Source organism: Methyloligella solikamskensis, from assembly GCF_042676065.1.
Taxonomy (GTDB): Bacteria; Pseudomonadota; Alphaproteobacteria; order Rhizobiales; family Methyloligellaceae; genus Methyloligella; species Methyloligella solikamskensis.
Map to the genome: position 1 here is coordinate 439,637 of NZ_JBHTJO010000001.1, position 15,599 is coordinate 455,235.

General features: G+C 63.8%; 11 protein-coding genes. 2 read left to right on the forward strand and 9 right to left on the reverse strand.

Annotated elements, in window-relative coordinates; genetic code table 11:
• Positions 1-17: 17 nt before the first annotated feature.
• Together atpA and ACFQ2F_RS02165 are read right to left on the reverse strand one after the other, a co-directional pair.
• A complete protein-coding gene (atpA, locus tag ACFQ2F_RS02160) occupies positions 18-1,547 on the reverse strand; it encodes a F0F1 ATP synthase subunit alpha (RefSeq protein ID WP_379085031.1) in 1,530 nt (509 codons plus the stop codon).
• Positions 1,547-2,107: a F0F1 ATP synthase subunit delta gene (locus tag ACFQ2F_RS02165; protein ID WP_379085034.1), complete on the reverse strand. Its 561-nt coding sequence runs from the start codon at positions 2,105-2,107 to the stop codon at positions 1,547-1,549. The genes atpA and ACFQ2F_RS02165 overlap by 1 nt, the downstream gene beginning before the upstream one ends.
• A gap of 317 nt (positions 2,108-2,424) precedes the next feature.
• Between ACFQ2F_RS02165 and ACFQ2F_RS02170 the strand changes: the two genes are divergently transcribed.
• Positions 2,425-4,314, forward strand: a complete 1,890-nt coding sequence (locus tag ACFQ2F_RS02170; RefSeq protein WP_379085037.1) for a chloride channel protein — start codon at positions 2,425-2,427, stop codon at positions 4,312-4,314.
• 190 nt (positions 4,315-4,504) lie between these two features.
• On the opposite strand, the gene ACFQ2F_RS02175 is transcribed toward ACFQ2F_RS02170, so the two are convergent.
• Positions 4,505-6,691 carry a primosomal protein N' gene (locus ACFQ2F_RS02175; RefSeq protein ID WP_379085040.1) on the reverse strand — a complete coding sequence of 729 codons (2,187 nt, stop codon included), beginning with the start codon at positions 6,689-6,691 and terminating at the stop codon, positions 4,505-4,507.
• An 82-nt stretch (positions 6,692-6,773) separates the two neighbouring features.
• Here ACFQ2F_RS02175 and ACFQ2F_RS02180 point away from each other — a divergent pair, with 82 nt between their 5' ends.
• Complete coding sequence (locus ACFQ2F_RS02180; RefSeq protein WP_379085043.1) at positions 6,774-7,730, forward strand: tyrosine recombinase XerC; 957 nt, start codon at positions 6,774-6,776, stop codon at positions 7,728-7,730.
• Between the two features lie 17 nt (positions 7,731-7,747).
• Here ACFQ2F_RS02180 and ACFQ2F_RS02185 read toward each other — a convergent pair whose 3' ends face one another.
• From ACFQ2F_RS02185 to ACFQ2F_RS02210, 6 genes are all read right to left on the reverse strand, one after another.
• A complete protein-coding gene (locus ACFQ2F_RS02185) occupies positions 7,748-8,473 on the reverse strand; it encodes a lysozyme inhibitor LprI family protein (RefSeq protein WP_379085045.1) in 726 nt (241 codons plus the stop codon).
• Positions 8,474-8,597: 124 nt separating this feature from the next.
• Positions 8,598-9,233, reverse strand: coding sequence for a hypothetical protein (locus tag ACFQ2F_RS02190; RefSeq protein WP_379085048.1), 636 nt, complete (start codon positions 9,231-9,233; stop codon positions 8,598-8,600).
• A gap of 162 nt (positions 9,234-9,395) precedes the next feature.
• On the reverse strand, positions 9,396-10,793 hold the full coding sequence (lpdA, locus tag ACFQ2F_RS02195; RefSeq protein ID WP_379085051.1) for a dihydrolipoyl dehydrogenase: 1,398 nt from the start codon (positions 10,791-10,793) through the stop codon (positions 9,396-9,398).
• A gap of 42 nt (positions 10,794-10,835) precedes the next feature.
• The gene (locus tag ACFQ2F_RS02200) at positions 10,836-11,261 is read right to left on the reverse strand and encodes a VOC family protein (RefSeq protein WP_379085053.1); all 426 of its coding nucleotides are present in this window, start codon (positions 11,259-11,261) and stop codon (positions 10,836-10,838) included.
• A 15-nt stretch (positions 11,262-11,276) separates the two neighbouring features.
• The gene (odhB, locus tag ACFQ2F_RS02205) at positions 11,277-12,629 is read right to left on the reverse strand and encodes a 2-oxoglutarate dehydrogenase complex dihydrolipoyllysine-residue succinyltransferase (RefSeq protein ID WP_379085056.1); all 1,353 of its coding nucleotides are present in this window, start codon (positions 12,627-12,629) and stop codon (positions 11,277-11,279) included.
• A gap of 59 nt (positions 12,630-12,688) precedes the next feature.
• Positions 12,689-15,580 (reverse strand): 2-oxoglutarate dehydrogenase E1 component, encoded by a 2,892-nt coding sequence (locus ACFQ2F_RS02210; protein WP_379085059.1) that lies wholly within the window; start codon positions 15,578-15,580, stop codon positions 12,689-12,691.
• Positions 15,581-15,599 lie beyond the last annotated feature (19 nt).

Below are 15,599 nucleotides of genomic sequence, written 5' to 3' on the forward strand. Positions count from 1 at the left end.
AACCGCCACTCCTTCTCTTACGAGAAGGCCTTCGCGAATTTGTCGACAGAACCCTTCAGCTTCTCGGTGAGCTCGTCGGAGAGCGCCTTCTTCTCGCGAATTTCGTCGAGAAGATCGGCATGATCCTCGCGAACGAAGCGGAGAAGCTCCTCTTCGAAGCGTCCGACCTGGTTGACCTTGAGATCGTCGAGATAGCCGTTCACGCCGGCATAGATGACGACGACCTGCTCCTCGACCTGAAGCGGCGAGAACTGAGGCTGCTTCAGAAGCTCCGTGAGACGCTCACCGCGCTTCAGAAGGCGCTGGGTGGTGGCATCCAGATCGGAGCCGAACTGGGCGAACGACGCCATCTCGCGATACTGGGCCAGCTCGCCCTTAATCTTGCCGGCGACCTGCTTCATGGCCTTCACCTGGGCCGCGGAGCCCACGCGAGACACGGAGAGGCCGACATTCACCGCCGGGCGAATGCCCTGGTAGAAGAGGTCCGTCTCCAGGAAGATCTGGCCGTCGGTGATGGAGATCACGTTGGTCGGGATATAGGCCGACACGTCGTTCGCCTGGGTCTCGATGACCGGCAGGGCGGTGAGCGAACCGGACCCCATGTCCTCGTTCATCTTCGCCGCGCGCTCTAGCAGGCGGGAATGGAGATAGAAGACGTCGCCCGGATAGGCCTCACGTCCCGGAGGACGGCGAAGCAGCAAGGACATCTGACGATAGGCCACGGCCTGCTTGGACAGGTCGTCATAGGCGACCAGGGCGTGCATGGCGTTGTCGCGGAAGAACTCGCCCATGGCGCAGCCAGCAAACGGGGCCAGGAACTGCATCGGGGCCGGGTCGGAGGCCGTTGCGGCGACGACGATGGAGTAATCCATGGCGCCGCGGTCCTCCAGGACCTTCACGAGCTGAGCGACTGTGGAACGCTTCTGACCGACGGCGATGTAGATGCAGTAGAGCTTCTTGGACTCGTCGTCGCCTTCGTTGATCGCCTTCTGGTTCAGAATGGAGTCCAGAATAATGGCGGTCTTGCCGGTCTGACGGTCGCCAATGATCAGCTCGCGCTGGCCGCGGCCGATCGGGATGAGGGCATCCACGGCCTTCAAGCCGGTCTGCATGGGCTCGTGCACCGACTGGCGGGGAATGATGCCCGGCGCCTTCACGTCCACGCGGCGCTTCTCGTCGGATTCGATCGGGCCCTTGCCGTCGATCGGGTTGCCAAGGGCGTCCACGACGCGGCCCAGCAGGCCTTTGCCGACCGGCACTTCCACGATGGCGCCGGTCCGCTTGACCGTGTCGCCTTCCTTAATGTTGCGGTCGTTGCCGAAGATAACGACACCGACATTGTCGACTTCGAGGTTCAGGGCCATGCCCATGATCCCGTCGCCGAAGTCGACCATCTCGCCGGCCTGGACGTTGTCGAGGCCATAGACGCGGGCAATACCGTCGCCGACCGACAGCACCTGCCCGATCTCGGAGACTTCCGCCTCCTGGCCGAAATTCTTGATTTGATCTTTGAGGATCGCGGAGATCTCAGCGGCCTGGATGTCCATCAGCCAACCTCTTTCATGGCGTGCTTCATACTATTGAGTTTGGTGCGAAGTGAGGAGTCGATCATGCGGCTGCCGACCTTGACGACGAGCCCGCCGAGCAGGCTGGGGTCGACACGGGTGGAGAGCTGCACGTCCTTGTCGAGGGCGGCTTTCAGCGCCTGCTTCAGCGCGGTGACCTGCCCATCCTCGAGCTCCGTTGCGGTGACGACTTCCGCGCTCGTCTCGCCGCGATGACGCGCGGTGAGCTTGCGGAAGGCTTCGATCATGTCGGGGGCGGCGAAAAGCCGGCGATTTTTCGTGATGAGCTTGAGGAAATTGGCGGTCAGGCCTTCGATCTCGATTTTATCGAGAACGGCCGAAATCGCCCTTGTCTGCTCGTCGGCGCCGAAAACCGGGCTTTTGACCAGGCGGACCAGGTCTTCGCTGGCGTCGAGCGCCTCGCCGAAGTGGTTGAGATCGGCTTCAGTCTTCTCTAGCGCCTTCTCTTCCAGCGCGAGCTCGAAAAGGGCAAGGGCGTAACGGCCCGCTACGCCTGTCACTATCGGGTCTTCGCCTGCCACGTTACACGCTCATTCTTAGCCAGGGGACTGATTTTCCTTTTCAGTCCGGTCGATTGTCGCCACGTAAAATCTGGGATTGTCACTTCCGCGTCAACGGGCCAAGGCGACACGCTGAGCGCCCCCGGAAATGCCGGCTTGCCTCTAACATGGCGGCGAGGGGGGCGCAACTTTTGAAGTACCCGATACGGGGCAGATTGCTTAATGGCGCATTGCTCTTGGCAGGCGTTGAGTGCTAACGGGCCCCGAAACGCGATTTTCGGCTCTAAATCGGCGTGAGAGCCTGCGGTCGCAGCAAAGGCTGGGTGCAAGTTGGTCGCATGACACAGGACGAGAAGGACGACGGCGGGAAAGGCCCGAAAGGCGGCGAGACGGATGGGACGGACGAGGAGTCCGTGCTTCAGCCGGTGCAGACGGAAGATACAGTCCAGGCGATCGAGGAGGAAGAAACCCTCCGCATAAGCCTTTGGATGCTCTCCTTCCTGGCGCTGGTCGTGGGCATCGTTACCGGATTCGGCGCCATCCTGTTCCGCGGCTTGATCGGCGTCATCCATAACGCCTTCTTCTTCGGCCAGTTCTCCTTCGACTTCGAGCACAACAGCTTCATCCCCGAGAGCCCCTGGGGGGCTGGCATCATTCTGGTGCCGGTGATCGGCGGTCTTATCGTGACCTGGCTGGTCAGCACCTTCGCGCCAGAGGCCAAGGGCCACGGCGTGCCGGAGGTGATGGACGCGATTTACTACAAGTCGGGCATCATTCGGCCCGTGGTGGCGGTGGTGAAGTCCCTGGCCTCAGCCATCTCCATCGGGTCGGGCGCGTCGGTCGGCCGGGAAGGGCCGATCATCCAGATCGGCGCGGCGCTGGGCTCGACCCTGGGCCAGGTGATCACCGTGCCGCCGGGCCAGCGCATCATCCTGGTGGCGGCGGGCGCGGGCGCGGGCATCGCGTCGACCTTCAACACGCCCATCGGTGGGGTGATGTTCGCCATCGAGCTGATGATGCCCGAGGTGAGCGTGCGGACCTTCCTGCCCGTGGCCCTGGCGACGGGCACGGCGACCTTCATCGGCCGGTACTTCTTCGGCCAGGACCCGGCCTTCCTGGTGCCGATCCTGCCGCCGGTGGACGTGGATGCCGCGACCGGCGTGCTCCTCCTCCTCTATGCCCTGCTCGGCGTGGTGACCGGTGTCGCGGCGGCCATCTTCGTGCGCGGGCTCGCCTGGACCGAGACGGTCTTCGAGAAGATCGAGGGCCGCTATATCCGCAATATCATCGGCATGACCCTGGTCGGGCTGATGATCTACGGCCTGCATGTCGCCTACGGGCACTATTTCGTGGCGGGCGTCGGCTACCCCACCATCCAGGCAATTCTGGAAGGCAGCATGTCGGGGGTGTGGTTCCTGCTGCTCCTGGCGGCGGCCAAGCTGGTCGCGACCTCGCTCAGCCTGGGCGCGGGCGCGTCGGGCGGTGTGTTCTCACCGTCCTTGTTCATGGGGGCGACCGTGGGCGGGGCGTTCGGCGTCGCCATGTCGTTACTGTTTCCGGAGCTCGGGGTCAGCGTGCCCTCCTTCGCCATGGTGGGCATGGGCGCCATGGTCGGCGGCGGCACGGGCGCGGCCATGACCGCCGTGACCATGATCTTCGAGATGACCCGGGATTACGACATCGTGCTGCCGATGATCCTGGCGGTGGCGCTCGCCATCGGCACGCGGCGGCTATTGTCGCGGGAGAATATCTACACCCTGAAGCTGGTCGCCCGCGGCCATGTGATCCCCAAGGCGTTGCACGCCAATATGTTCCTGGTGCGCCGGGCGAACGAGATCATGGAGACCGACGTGGTGCTGGCGCCGGCCGATATGACGCTCGACGATTTCCTCGCCCAGCCGCCTCATGACGGCGGCATCCGCCATGTGGCCGTGCGGGACGAGAACCATATCGTCGGCGTGCTCTATATCGACATGTCGTTCCGCCAGGCGCCGGAGAAGGCGACCTCGACCATCACCTTGCGGGACATCGCCCATCGCAACTTCACCATCGTGCGGGAGGACGACATCGTCTTCGACGTGATCCAGCGCATGTGGCGGAAAGAGGCGATGATGGCGCTGGTCATGCGCGGCCGCGGCATCGCGCGCGCCGACAACATCCTCGGCGTGATCACCAAGGAGCATGTGGCGGACAGCGTGGCGTCGAGCGTGAAGGTCTATCCGGGGTAGGGTTGTGCCGGATGGTTCACCTCTCCCCGGCGGGGAGAGGTCGGATGCGTAGCATCCGGGTGAGGGGGGAAAGACTCGATATCTGTCCACCCCCTCACCCCAACCCTCTCCCCAAGGGGAGAGGGGGTAGGCGCATCGGCATGGATGCCCGGATCAAGTCCGGGCATGACGAAGGAGAGAACCGCCAGCCTCACAAAAAACTATACGGGTCGATATCCACCACGAGCCTCAGATCGGCCCGGGGCTTGGGGGCGTTCTGGAGCCAGAGGCGGATGTAGTTCTGCAAATCGGCCTCCCGGGCGGCCTTGACCAGGAGCCGGTAGCGATAGCGGCCGCGGATGACGGCCAGCGGCGCTTCGGCCGGGCCCAGCACCTCGATCTTGTTGGCGGGCGGGGCGGCGCGCGCGACGTCGCGGGCGAAGGTTTCGGCGCGATCCCGCAGGCTCGATGAGACGAGGATTGAGGCGAGGCGGCCGAAGGGCGGCATCTCCGCATCGCGGCGAGATTCGATCTCCCGGGCCAGGAACGCATCCCGGTCGCTTTCCACCAGGGCCTGAATGACCGGGTGCTCCGGCATATAGGTCTGGATCAGACCTTTCCCCTTGATCGCCTCGCGCCCCGCGCGGCCCGTGACCTGGCTCAAGAGTTGGAAGGTGCGCTCCGCGGCGCGGGGATCGGCCTGGGTGAGGCCGAGATCGCCGTCGACCACGCCCACAAGGGCCAGCCCCGGAAAGTGATGGCCCTTGGCGACGAGCTGGGTGCCGATGATGATATCGGCCTCACCCGCCTCGATCTCCCGCAAGGTCCGGCGCAGCTCCTCGATGCCGGTCAGCTGATCGGATGACAGGATGATGCGGCGTGCCTCGGGGAAGCGCTCGGCGATTTCCTCGTCGATGCGCTCCACACCGGGGCCGCAAGGCGTGAGCGAATCCTCCGCGCCGCATTGGGGGCACTCGTCCGGCACGGGTAGGAAGGTGCCGCAATGGTGGCATTCCAGGCGCCGGCGGAAGCGGTGCTCTACCAGCCAGGCGGAGCAGTTGGGGCATTCGAAGCGGTAGCCGCAATTCCGGCACAGGGTCAGCGGCGCGTAGCCCCGGCGATTGAGGAAGAGGAGCGCCTGCTGTCCGTCCTCCAGGGTCTCCTCGATGGCGTTTACCAGAGGCGGGGCCAACCAGCGGCCGCGCTCCGGCGGGCTCTTCCGCATATCGATGGCTTCGATCTCGGGGAGGGTGGCTTGGGCGTAGCGGCTTTCCAGCTTTATGTGGCGATAGCGCCCGGCCTCGACGTTCACGATGCTCTCGATGGAGGGTGTGGCGGAGGAGAGCACCACGGGACATTTGCCGAGATTGCCGCGCAGCACGGCCATGTCGCGGGCCTGATAGGTGACGCGGTCCTCCTGCTTGTAGCCCTGGTCGTGCTCCTCATCGACGACGATGAGGCGGAGATCCGGAAAGGGCAGGAAGAGGGCGGAGCGCGCGCCGACCACGAATTTCGCCTGGCCATTGGCGACGGCGCGCCAGACCCGGCCGCGCATGTTGGACGTCATGCCGGAATGCCATTCGGCGGGTTTGGCGCCGAAGCGCCGCTCGCAGCGGTCGATGAACTGACCCGTCAGCGCGATCTCCGGCATCAGCACCAGGGCCTGGCCGCCGGTTTTGAGGGCTTGCGCGATGGCCTCGAAATAGACCTCCGTCTTGCCCGAGCCTGTGACGCCGTCGAGCAGGGTGACGACGAAGCCGTTCTCGGTGTTGGCGCAGAGTTCCTTCGCGGCGCCCGATTGCAGGTCCGAGAGCTCGACATTTTCGCCGGTGAGATCGAAGGACGCCTCCCAGGGGTCGGGCAGCACCTCCTGAAGAAGTGTGCCCGTGTTCACCAGACCGTCGATCACGCCGCCGGAAACGCCGGCCATCTCCGCCAGCTCCGACTTCTTGAAGATCATGCCGCTGGAGGCTGCCTCCAGGACGCGGGCGCGGGCCGAGGTCATGCGCTCCGGCTCCGGCCCGCCGGCGCGCACACCGAAGCGGATGGCCGGCGGCTCGAACGCCTTGGAGGCGCTCATCATCATACGCAGCACCATGCCCGGCGGGGTCAGGGTGTAGTTGGCGACCCAGTCGCAGAATTTGAGCGAGATTTCGGGCAGTGGCGGGACGTCGTCGAAATGGCTCTCGATGGCGCGGAGCTTGGCCGGATCGACGGATTTGCCACTGCTTTCGTGCCAGACGACGCCCATGCGCAGGGCCGGCCCCAGGGGCACTACCACGAAGTCGCCCGGATGCAGCTCCTTTCCCTCCGGCACCAGATAGTCGTAGGGCGCGGGCAGGGCGAGGGGCAGCAGAACCGGGACTGTCTTGGCGCTGGTCAGGGCTTCGCGACTCATCTCTATGATTAAGCGGGCTTAAGGACTCCTAGCGCATCATGACGGGCAATTCGTCTCTTGCGATAGAGAGAGGGCCCCTTCGATGGCAGAGAAAACGAAGCGCGCCAATGTGGCGGGTGCTCCGGACGTGCAGGATGCGGCCGGCCGGTGGCTCACCTACCTGGCGGTCGAGCGGCAGCTCTCGCCCAAGACCGGGGAGGCCTACGCCCGCGACCTGGACCAGTTTCTGACCTTCCTGGCCGGCGATCTGAACCGGCTGCCGGATATCCCTGCGCTCATGGCGCTGAAGCCCCGGAACTTCCGCAGCTTTCTCGCGGCACGCCGTGCCGAGGATGTGGGGAGCCGGAGCCTGTCCCGCACGCTGTCGGCTTTACGCATGTTCTTCCAGTTTCTGGAGCGGCGCGGCTACGGCAAGAATGATGCTGTGCGGGCCGTTCAGCTGCCGAAGCTGCCCCATTCCGTGCCGAAGCCGCTGACGGCGCCGAAGGCGACGGCACTTGTCGATAGCGCCGAGATCGCCGGGCCCGATGCGCCGGACTGGGTGACCGCGCGGGATACGGCCGTGCTCACGCTTCTCTATGGCTCAGGCCTACGTATCTCCGAGGCTCTCGGGCTGACCCGGGAGGATGCGCCGGTCGGCGGGCGGGACATGCTGCGGGTGACGGGCAAGGGCAACAAGGCGCGCGTTGTGCCAGTGCTTTCCGTCACGCGGGAGGCGGTCGAGCGCTATTTGAGGCTCTGTCCGTATCAAATGTCGGCGGCCGATCCGCTCTTCGTCGGGCAGCGGGGCAAGCAGCTCTCGCCCCGCATCATCCAGCTCATGGTTGCGCGGTTGCGCGGCGTGCTCGGCCTGCCGGAGACGGCGACGCCCCATGCGCTGCGCCATTCCTTCGCGACCCACCTTCTGGGCGCGGGCGCGGATTTGCGCGCCATCCAGGAGCTGCTGGGCCATGCCAGCCTCTCGACCACCCAGGTCTATACCGAGGTCGACCGCGAGCATCTGCTGCGGACCTACGAGGCGGCGCACCCCCGGGCTTGAGGGCACTCGCCCGCCCCTCAAGCGCCGCCGCACATATGCTGGGAATCGGGGAGCGACCAGGCGCCGCCGGTGCGAACGTTGGTGGTGGAGTAGTATTTTCCGCGGTCGTCGCCGGGCGGGCAATCCTCCGGCAGCGAAACGAGGCAGATCAGCACTTCGTCTCCGATCTCGGAAGCGGCGAGTTCCGGGATGTAGTCGTAGGACACCTGGTAGCCGCCATTGGCGTAAGTCACCGCAGAGCCTGAGCTGTCCAGCTCATCTTCGGGCTCGACGAGTTCCTCACCAAAGCGGGTGGTGATCGAGGCAATCTTCGACTTGGTGCACCGGCCCACCTTGCCCGGCATTCCCTTCGTCAGCTTTGCGCCGCTTTGCTCGAACAAGGTCAGCACGTAGCGGCCGACCCAGGGCGGCATAGGCACGTCCGCGCCAAAATCCTGCAGCATGACGAGCTGGTCGGCCTGGTTGTTGAGGATGCAGAGCTTGTCCGAACCGCATTGGGCGCGGTTGGCCAGGCTCTGGCGCATCATCGTCTTGGCGTCCTTCTTCATCGCCGGGGTGAGCTGCCCGTAGGCGATCGCCACGGCCTGGTCCATCTGAGCGAGCTTGTCGTCGGCGCAGATGGCCTTTTCGTCGGCGGCGTTTGCCTTGGCGCAATTGAAGCTGGGCTGGGCGGCCTCGGCGCTGCTTGTAAGAATAGTTGTCGCCGTCGCGATTAGGAACGCAGCGATGACTTTGCGCGGCATAGGCGACTTCCTCTTAAACCTTCGGCGCTCGCATTGCGGATAGAGGCAACCTTTCGCGGAGTGCACGATTTGTGTAGCAGCAAGTCATCGGGGAGGATTTGGGACAAAATGCGCGTGATGCAATTCAGACGCCGAACATTTTAGCTCCCAGAGTGACGACGCTCCCGGCCGCCACTTGGACACCAAAGTCAGTCGCGATCTCGGTGAATCTGTCTAGCCAGCGCTTCAGTCTCGCGGGATCCTTGGGTTCCTTTTTGGTCTCATCCCTAAGGGTCTCAACGACATCGAGAATGGACGCGCGCTCGGCATCGTTTAGCGCCTGAACAGTCGGGGCCTTCTCGAAGGTATCGAGCGCGTCGAGGAATGCATCGAGGTCAGTTTGGCTGACATGCTGCGAAAATTGACCTACGCCGCCTTGCTGGATAGCACCCGGGCTGTTGATGATTGCGTTGACGACAGAGATATCGGACTTCGGCTTCAATTTCTGATCCCCAAGCATTCCGTGACGGAAGTCAGCAACCACTAATTCTTTCTTCTCTATGAGCTTATCGCGAAGTTCATTCGCCATCTCTCCATTTATACCTGAGAGGCCCCGCTTCAGTATAGTATTGTAGTCCTGTTTGACAATATTGACGACCGCATCAAGAGCTTTGAAACCATATTCTGCAAGAAGTGACGCTTGCTGGGTTGCGTCTCCCTTTTCCGCATTGGCTAGAAATGAGGCCATTCCCGTGATCTCACTCGAGTAAAGCTTCTCCATCGCTGAATTGACTTCCTTGAGGGTGTTGCCACTGTTCAACATTCCTTTGGCACTTGCCCGCCTCAAAATGCTAGTGCATTTCTCGCTAGCGTCTGAGCAGAGGCGCTGGTGCCGGTGCTGGAGATTCGACCGAAGGTAGTTTTCCTCGATAGTGTCCATGGCTCACATATGAATAGCACGTCCGTCGGCGGCCATGGCCGCTTCTTTGATGGCCTCGCTGAGGGTCGGGTGGGGGTGGCAGGTACGGGCCAGGTCTTCCGCCGAACCGCCGAACTCCATGAGGACCGCCGCTTCCGCGATCATGTTGCCCGCATCGGGTCCTAAGATGTGCACGCCGAGCACCCGGTCGGTTTCCTTGTCGGCCAGCACCTTCACGAAACCGTCTGTGGTGCGGTTCACCTTGGCGCGGCCATTGGCCATGAAGGGGAACTTGCCGACGGTGTACTCGATCCCTTCATCCTTCAGCTGCTCTTCCGTCTTGCCGACGGCGGCGACCTCCGGCTCGGTGTAGACCACGCTCGGGATCACATCGTAATTCACATGCCCCGCCTGGCCGGCGATGATCTCGGCAACGGCGACACCTTCGTCCTCCGCTTTATGGGCGAGCATGGGGCCCTTGATGACATCGCCGATGGCGTAAGCTCCAGGAAGGTCGGTGCGGTAATGATCGTCGATTTTGATGCGGCCGCGCTTGTCGGTCGCGATGCCGACATCCTCCCCGCCCAAGCCTTCCGTGTTGGGGATGCGGCCGATGGAGACGAGCACGACATCGCAATCGATGGTCTCCTGCTTTCCACCTTCGGCCGGTTCGACGGTGACCTTGGCGCCCTTGGCGGTCTTCTCGATGGAGACGACCTTGGTGGAGAGCTTGAATTCCATGCCCTGCTTTTTCAGGATTTTCATGAACTGCTTGCCAACCTCGCCGTCGAGGCCGGGGGTGATGCGGTCGAGCATCTCCACGACCGTGACCTCGGAGCCGAGCCGCCGCCAGACGGAGCCGAGCTCCAGACCGATATAGCCGCCGCCGATCACCACCAGCTTTTTCGGCACCTTGGGTAGCTCAAGCGCGCCGGTGGAGGAGACGATCACCTCTTCGTCGATATCCACGCCGGGGATCTTGGCGACCTCCGAGCCCGTGGCGATGACGATGTTCTTGGTCTCCAAGGTCTCTTTCTTGCCGTCGTCGGACGTCACTTCGACCTTGCCTTCGCCGAGGATCTTGCCCGTGCCGTGGAAGGCATCGACCTTGTTCTTCTTGAGCAGAAACTCGACGCCCTGGACGTTGCCGGCGACGCCGTCATCCTTGAATTTGAGCATGGTCTTGAGGTCGAGCTCCGGCTTCACCTTTACGCCCATCACGCCGAACCCGTCGGCCGCTTCCGCGAAAGCCTCGCTGGCATGGAGCATCGCCTTGGACGGGATGCAGCCGACATTGAGGCAGGTGCCGCCATGGGTGGCGCGCTTCTCCACCACGGCGGTCTTCAGCCCGAGCTGGGCGGCGCGGATGGCGCAGACATAGCCGCCGGGGCCGGTGCCGATCACGATGAGGTCGTAAGCCATGGTTCCGTCCTCGGTCTCGTCTTTCTCAGTTGCAGGGCAAGCTCAGTTACAGGGCAAGAAAGCCTGGAAGGCCCAAACATGGCCGAATGGGTCGCGGACGCGCCCATGGCGCACGCACCATTCCAGCAGGTCCTGGGTTTCGAAAACCACTTCGGCGCCGCTTTCGACTGCCCGCCGCATAGCATCGGTCACTGCGTCGGGTGTGGAAAGTGTGATGGTGAGGGCCACGCTGGTCGGCCATTCCTCCGGTGAAAACACCGCGCCGTTGCACTCCGGGACCTCATCGTGGATCGTGAATTGTCCGCCGAAGATTTCCAACTGCGCAAAACGGACCCGACTGCCGCCCTCGTCCACGAGCTTTACGACGCATTCTGCATCGAAGGCCTTTTCGTAGAAGGCAATGGCGTCGAGCCCGCCCAGAACGCACAGATGCGGATATAGCGGCGGCAGGTTCGGTTGTTCTCGCAAAAAAGGACTCCAGACTTAGAGCCCGAGCAGGAGCCGGGCCGGGTTCTCGATCGCTTCCTTGACCTTCACCAGGAAGGTGACGGCGCCTTGGCCGTCGACGACGCGATGGTCGTAGGAGAGCGCAAGATACATCATCGGGCGGGCGACGATATCGCCATCGCGCACCACGGGGCGCTGCTCGATGCGGTGCATCCCCAAGATCCCCGACTGAGGCGCGTTCAGGATTGGCGTGGAGAGCATGGAGCCGTAGACGCCGCCATTGGAGATGGTGAAGGTGCCGCCCTGCATGTCTTCCATGGAGAGCTTGCCTTCCCGGGCGCGCTTGCCGAAGGCGCCGATGGTCTTCTCGACATCGGCGAGGCTCAGCTGATCGGCATCGCGCACGACGGGCACGACGAGGCCCTTATCGGTGCCGACGGCGACACCGATATGGTAGTAATTCTTGTAGACGATGTCGGTCCCGTCGATCTCCGCATTGACCTCGGGCACCTCCTTCAGGGCGTGGCAGCAGGCCTTCACGAAGAAGCCCATGAAGCCGAGCTTCACGCCGTATTTCTTCTGAAACGCGTCCTTGTATTCGGACCGCAGGGCCATGACCTCGCCCATGTCCACGTCGTTGAACGTGGTGAGCATGGCGGCGGTATCCTGAGCGCTCTTCAGGCGCTTGGCGATGGTCTGGCGCAGGCGTGTCATGGGCACGCGCTCTTCGCGCTCGGCATCGTCCAGGGGCGATGGCTGGCGGGGCGGGGGCGCTTCCTTGGTCCGTTCGCGAGCCAGAATCTCCGCGACAGCGTCACCGCCGGCCCCATTGCCTGACGGCGCACCGCCGACCTTGGCGCGGGCCACATCCTCTTTGAGAACCTGGCCGCGGCGGCCCGTTCCCTGAACTTCGTTGGGCTGGAGCCCCGCTTCGGCCATGGCTTTGCGGGCAGCGGGCGATGGCGGCATGTCCGTGGCCGGGGCTTGCTGAACGTTGCTGTTGGCGGCTTCCTCGCGGGGGGCGGGCTCTCGCTTAAGGGGAGCCTCCTCCTGCTTGGCTGCCTTCTCAGGCGCTGGCTCGGGCGCTGGGGCCGGCTGGTCCTTGCCGTTCCCCTTGCTCTCACTCTTGGTCTCGGCGGGGGCAGCGCCTTCGCCTTCCCCGATGGAGCCGAGAACAGCGCCGACCTCGACCGTGTCGCCGGGATTGGCGGCAATCTCGGACAGCACGCCGGCGGACGGTGCGGGCACCTCCACGGTGACCTTGTCGGTCTCCAGCTCCACCAGCGGCTCGTCGGCCTTCACCGCCTCGCCCGCCGATTTGAACCATTGTCCGACCGTCGCCTCGACGACGCTTTCGCCCAGTGTCGGTACGCGGATTTCTGTGGCCATGGCCTTGTCCCGTTCTCTTTCTTGTGCCGCTTCAATCTTGTGATGCTGCCGGACCTCCGTCAGCTCAGCGCCTCGTCCAGCAGTGTCTCAAGCTCGTTCATATGCTTGCTCATGAGCCCCGTGGCGGTTGCCGCCGATGCCGGCCGGCCGGCATAGCGGGGCCGCGTGTGCTTGGCCTCCAGATGCTTCAGCACCCATTCCAGATTGGGCTCCATGAAGCTCCAGGCGCCCATGTTGCGCGGCTCCTCCTGACACCAAACCATCTCTGCTTGGCGGAAGCGTGAAAGCTCCTGCAGAAGGGCGCGGGCCGGTACGGGGTAGAGCTGCTCGATGCGCAGCAGGTAGATGTCGTGGATATCGCGCTTCGCCCGCTCCTCATAGAGATTGTAGTAGACCTTGCCGGAGCAGAGCACGACGCGGCGGATCTGATCGTCCGGCACCAGGGTCATCTCCTCGTCCTTGCCGCTCTCGGCATCGTCCCAAAGCACCCGGTGGAAGGTCGAATCCGGCCCGAAATCCTCGATCTTCGAGATCGCCCGCTTGTGGCGGAGGAGCGATTTCGGCGTCATCAGCACCAAAGGCTTGCGGAACTGGCGATGGAGCTGGCGGCGTAGGACGTGGAAATAGTTGGCAGGCGTCGTGCAGTTACAGATCTGCCAGTTGTCGTCTGCGCTGCTTTGCAGGAAGCGCTCAAGCCGGGCGGAGGAATGCTCCGGCCCCTGGCCCTCGTAGCCATGGGGCAGCAGCATGACGAGGCCCGACATGCGCAGCCATTTCCGCTCGCCGGATGAGATGAACTGGTCGATCACGACCTGGGCGCCGTTGACGAAATCGCCGAACTGGGCCTCCCAAAGTACTAGCGCGTTGGGCTCGGCGAGGCTGTAGCCGTATTCGAAGCCGAGCACCGCCTCTTCCGACAGCATGGAGTTGATCACCTCGAAGGTGCCTTGCTCTTTCGAGAGGTGCTTCAGGGGTGTGTATTTCTTCTCGTTCTGCTGGTCCATGAGCACCGAATGGCGCTGGGAGAAGGTGCCGCGCTCCACGTCCTGGCCGGAGAGCCGGACCCGGTAGCCCTCCAGGAGCAGGGTGCCGAAGGCGAGCGCCTCGGCCATGGCCCAATCGATCTTGTCGCCCTCCTCCACCATCTTGCGGCGCCCTTCGAGGATGCGGGCGATGGTCTTGTGGGGGTGGAAGCTGGCCGGATAGGATGAGAGCTTCTCGCCGACCTCGCGCAGGACATCGAGATCGACTCCTGAGGTGCCGCGGCGCGCGCCTTCCTCCGCCAGGCTGATGCCGGACCATTTGCCGTCCAGCCAGTCGGCGCGGTTGGGGCGGTAGCTGTCGGCGGCCTCGAACTCCTCTTCGAGGGTATTGCGGAACTCCTCCTTGATGTCCTCCACCTGCTTGGCGGTCAGGAGACCTTCGTCGACGAGCTGCTGGCCGTACACCTCCATGACCCGCGGATGCTTGCGGATGCGCTGATACATCAGAGGCTGGGTGAAGGCCGGCTCGTCGCCCTCGTTATGGCCGTGGCGGCGATAGCAGAACATGTCGATCACCACGGGCTTGCCGAAGAGCTGGCGGAACTCGATGGCGAGCTTGGTGACGTAGACGACCGCTTCGGGGTCGTCGCCGTTCACGTGGAAGATCGGCGCGTCGATCATCTTGGCGACGTCGGACGGGTAGGGCGATGAGCGGGCGAAGCGCGGCGCCGTCGTGAAGCCGATCTGATTGTTGACGATGAAATGGATCGAGCCGCCGGTGCGGTGGCCGCGCAGGCCCGACAGGCCGAAGCATTCCGCCACAACGCCCTGGCCGGCGAAGGCGGCATCGCCGTGGAGCAGCAAGGGAAGCACCTTGCGGCGCTCCTTGTCGCCGAGCTGGTCCTGCTTGGCACGCACCTTGCCCAGCACCACGGGATCGACGATCTCCAGATGAGACGGGTTTGCGGTGAGCGACAGGTGAACTTGGTTGCCGTCGAAGGTGCGGTCGGACGACGTGCCGAGATGATATTTCACGTCGCCGGAGCCCTCCACCTCGTCCGGGTGGGCGGAGCCGCCCTTGAACTCGTTGAAGATCGCCCGGAAGGGCTTGCTCATGACGTTGGAGAGCACGTTCAGCCGGCCGCGATGGGGCATGCCGATGACGATTTGCTCCAGCCCGAGCTGACCGCCGCGCTTGATGATCTGCTCGAGCGCCGGAACCATGCTCTCGCCGCCGTCGAGGCCGAAGCGCTTGGTGCCGGTGTATTTCACGTCCAGGAAGCGCTCGAAGCTCTCCGCCTGGATCAGCTTGCTGAGAATGGCGTTCTTGCCCTTCTCGGTGAATTTGTACTGCTCGTGCTCGACCTCCATGCGCTCCTGGATCCAGCGGCGCTGCTGGGGATCGGAGATGTGCATGTATTCGGCGCCGATATGCTGGCAGTAGCACTGCTTCAGGATGCCGAGGATCTGGCGGAGCGTGCCGGTCTTGAGTCCGAGGAGCCCGCCTAGGAAGATCGGCCGGTCGTAATCGGCTTCCGTGAAGCCGTAGGTGGCAGGCTTGAGCTCTGGATGCTGTTTCCGCTTGGTGAGCTGGATCGGGTCGAGATCGGCGACGAGATGGCCGCGCTGACGATAGGAGCGGATGAGCTGGGCGGCACGCAGGGTGTCGTTTGCCGCTGCGGTGGCCGATTCGTCGGAGGGAAGAGGCGGGGCGGGCGCTTCGCGCAGCTCCGCGACGACGCTATCGGGGAAGCCCTCGTCGTTGCTCAGGCCCCAGGACGGGCCTTCGGCCTCGCGCAGAACGGCATCGGCCTCGTCGCCGAGGGTCTCGAAGAATTGCCGCCACTCTGGATCAACGGCGCTCGGATCGCGCATGTAGCGCGCATAGAGCTGCTCCATATAGGCGGCATTCGCGCCATGGAGGAACGACGTACGGGCGAAAACGTCGTTCGATGGTTGCCTGGTCATCGACCTTACCTCGCCGGAG